The organism is Stenotrophomonas sp. STEN056 (genome assembly GCF_056759635.1).
This window is the reverse complement of record NZ_JBRRDL010000063.1, coordinates 1-3,383: the sequence shown is the minus strand read 5'-3', so window position 1 is coordinate 3,383 and position 3,383 is coordinate 1. Positions and strand designations below refer to the sequence as shown.

2 protein-coding genes are annotated in these 3,383 nt (G+C 65.2%); both read right to left on the bottom strand.

Features of this window, described 5'->3' with window-relative positions:
* Positions 1–377: 377 nt before the first annotated feature.
* On the bottom strand, positions 378–2,315 hold the full coding sequence (gene mdoH, locus ACVOLO_RS17995; RefSeq protein ID WP_481571691.1) for a glucans biosynthesis glucosyltransferase MdoH: 1,938 nt from the start codon (positions 2,313–2,315) through the stop codon (positions 378–380).
* A gap of 551 nt (positions 2,316–2,866) precedes the next feature.
* Positions 2,867–3,175, bottom strand: a complete 309-nt coding sequence (locus ACVOLO_RS17990) for a DUF3817 domain-containing protein (RefSeq protein WP_481571692.1) — start codon at positions 3,173–3,175, stop codon at positions 2,867–2,869.
* Positions 3,176–3,383: the final 208 nt, after the last annotated feature.

The following is a 3,383-nucleotide window of genomic DNA, read 5'->3' as shown; positions in this document are numbered from 1 at the left end:
GGAGTGCGGCGCCCCAACTCCTACACGTGCTTGTGCGCACCGCGGCATAACGGGCTGCCGCACTCCGCTCTCACCTGCAAACCTACTCCGGTGGCAGACACAAGCGGCTTCTGCCGCGAAGCCGACACCGCTGCATCACCGTGATGCGGGCAATTGCAGATTCTTGCCGCGAAGAAACCCGGCTGCGTTGCGTCGTCCGGGATTCTGGGCTTCGCGGCTGAAGCCGCTCCTACAACCGCATGGCGCTGCAACGTTAGCTGCGAAGCCGATGCAAGAGACGCTGCTGCGACATTCGGGATCTATGGCTTCGCGGCTGAAGCCGCTCCTACAACCGCAAGGTGCGGGTACGTAAACGGCGAAGCCGCGCCTACCCGGGCTTAGTCCTGCGACTGCTCACGCATGGCCGCCGCACGCAGTTCGGCGGCTCGTACCAGCACGCGTGGCGGGTTTTTCTCTTCCGGGATCGCCAGCAGTTGGTGACGGCGCAGCCAGTCACCGGCACGACGCGACGAGGTCCAGGCCACTACTGGCACGGCCAATGCCATGCCCACCACCACCGGCGCCATCCACGCGGCCAGCGACGGCGAAACGGCATACGCCATCGCGCCCATCACCAGGCCAAACACGCTCAACCCGCCGTAACTGCGCAGCAAGGCGCCCAACGGCACGCTGCCATCGTCGCGCTGCTGTGCGTCCCAGCCCGAATCCTTGCCGGCCAGCACTTCAGACACACCACGCGACTGCACATACATCACCACCGGCGCCATCAAGGCGGCCAGCACGGTTTCCAGCAACACCGACACCAGTGCGCGCAATGCGCCACCACAGCCGATGCGTTCGCTGCGCGCGGTGAGCATGGCCACGTAACCCATCAGCTTGGGGGCCAACAGCACCGCCATGGTCACCGCAAACACCCACACCACGCCTTGTTGATCGAGGCCACGCCAGTAATGGGCGGGCGACATCTGCAGGTGCAGTTCCTCGACCAGATCAATGCCGCCGTGGATCAGCGGAATGGCGATGCCGATCAGCATCAACATCGCCCACATCGGCGCGGTGAAGTAGTGCCCGATGCCGATCATCATGTGCACGCGGCTGATCCAGTGCAGGCCCGGCGTCGCCACCACCTTGGAGTGCTGCAGGTTGCCCTGGCACCAGCGGCGGTCGCGGATGAGCATGTCGGTCAGCGTCGGCGGGCCTTCCTCATAGCTGCCCTGCAGGTACGGCACCATGTGCGCGGCCCAGCCGCCACGGCGCATCAACGCCGCTTCGACAAAGTCATGGCTCAGCACATGACCACCGAACGGCTTGCGCCCCGGCAGTTCCGGCAAGCCAGCCTGCTCGGCGAATGCGTGGGTGCGGATCACTGCGTTGTGGCCCCAGTAATTGCTCTCGGAGCCGTGCCACCAGGCCACGCCGTAGGCCATCACCGGCCCGTACACGCGGCCGCCGAACTGCTGCATGCGGGCAAACGCGGTGCGGCCGTTGACCACCGCCGGCAGCGACTGGATCAGGCCGACACTGGGGTGCTTTTCCATGGCCGAGGTCAGGCGCACGATCACATCGCCGGTCATCAGGCTGTCGGCGTCCAGGATCAGCATCTGCGGGTAGGCACCACCAAAACGGCGCACCCAGTCAGCGATGTTGCCGGCCTTGCGGCCGACATTGCTGGCGCGGCGCCGGTAGAACAGGCGCTCGACGCCGCCGGTCTCTTCGACCAGACGCAGGAACACCTGTTCCTCGGCACGGCCGATATCGTCGCGGGTGGTGTCGCTGAGCACGAAGAAATCGAACCGATCCAGCTGGCCCGTGGCCGCGACCGATTCGTAGATGGCCTGCAGGCCGGCCATCATCCGGCGCGGGTCTTCGTTGTAGGTGGGCATCAACAGTGCGGTGCGCGTTTCCAGCACCGGCAGCGGGGTATCGGGATAGATGCCCAGCTTGCGGCGCCCGCGCAGCAATGCCTGCAGGCCAGCAAGGCTGCCGACGAAGGACAGCGCGATCCACGCGAACAGGGCAACGAACAACAGCAGCAGGCAGGCTTCCAACACGTTGATGCCGCCATTGGCCAGCACCCGCGCCATCATCCAGGTCGCCGCTGCGGTCATCAGCGCAGTGGTACCGAAGACATAGAGCCGACGCAGGCCGATGTTCGGCGGCGCGGTTTCCTGCCGGCGCACCTTGAGCGTGCCTTCGCGCAGCGACTGCTCCGGCATCTGCAGCGGATGTTCGGCCGGCAACACCGCCATGCCCGCGTCCAGGCCCATCGCGGCGGGCGCGTGGCGGTTGGCGGATGTGAGAATGGGGCCGCTCATCGATCACTCCGGTGTTGCGTCACCGACAGACCATTGCCTTGTGCGGAAAGGCGCGTTGCACCGTGCCGTTCACTGCTTGCGTGTTGCACCGGAATTCCTTGAAGGGAGAGCGTGACGTGCGGAAAAAACTAGAGGATCAAACTTAAACGTGCAGCAAATGCGCAGATACCCAATGGGTGATGTGCCATCTTCCAGGCACCGCGGGAGCCCCCTCAACCGCGTCACCCACTCCGTGGGCGCCCCGCCCCGGCCATGCGGCCGTCGCGAGCGGGCAGATTATCCACAATGGGCAAGGCCCACCGCCAGCGGGCCCTGCACTCCCCGCCCATCCGCTCTGCGACTACGTCGGCGGCGCACGCCCCACGACAATCCGGAATTCTGCGTGGCCCAAGCGGCCGCACAGCCTTTTGAACAACGCCATGGCTTGCATAACGCAGGCTAAACCACATCACCCCGTTGCCAGGTGAAACGATGGGTTCATCGGCAAAAACCGTGATGCCGCGCTTGTCCGGCGCGGCATCAGGGGCCTGCGACGATGCGGTCTGCCGAACTCAGGGCGTGCGGTCGGACAACAGGCCGATACGGCGGAACCACATTTCCAGCGGCACCGTCACCAGCGGCGGCACCGCGGCGACCAGCGCCACCAGCATTGCCCATAGCGGCCAGCGCAGCTTGGTCCAGGCGTACAGGCATACCCCCACGTAGAACAGGAAGGCCATGCCGTGCAGCGGCCCGAAGATGCGCACGCCCAGGTCCGTGATCTCCAACCCACGCTTGAGCAACATGCCAATCAGCAGCCCGGCCCAGGTCACGCCTTCGATCATTGCGGCGATGGCGAACAGCTTCCCGGTGGGGGACATGGGTTTGGCAGGCATTGCGACTCCGGTGGATTCAAGGGATCGGGGATTCTAGGCGAAGGCTGGAAGTGCGTGGGGATGGGGATTGCTGGAATGGGGTGGCCGCTAAGGCCTGAGCCAGAACACCCCTCCCCAACCCTCCCCTTCGCTGCGCGAAAGGGAGGGCTGTCACTTATACACATCTGACGCAGCCGACGAAATGCAGTGTGTA

Coding starts and splice junctions, on each gene's coding strand:
- ACVOLO_RS17990 (WP_481571692.1), bottom strand. CDS start 3,175: ATGTCCCCCACCGGGAAGCTGTTCGCCATCGCCGCAATGATCGAAGGC.
- mdoH (WP_481571691.1), bottom strand. CDS start 2,315: ATGAGCGGCCCCATTCTCACATCCGCCAACCGCCACGCGCCCGCCGCG.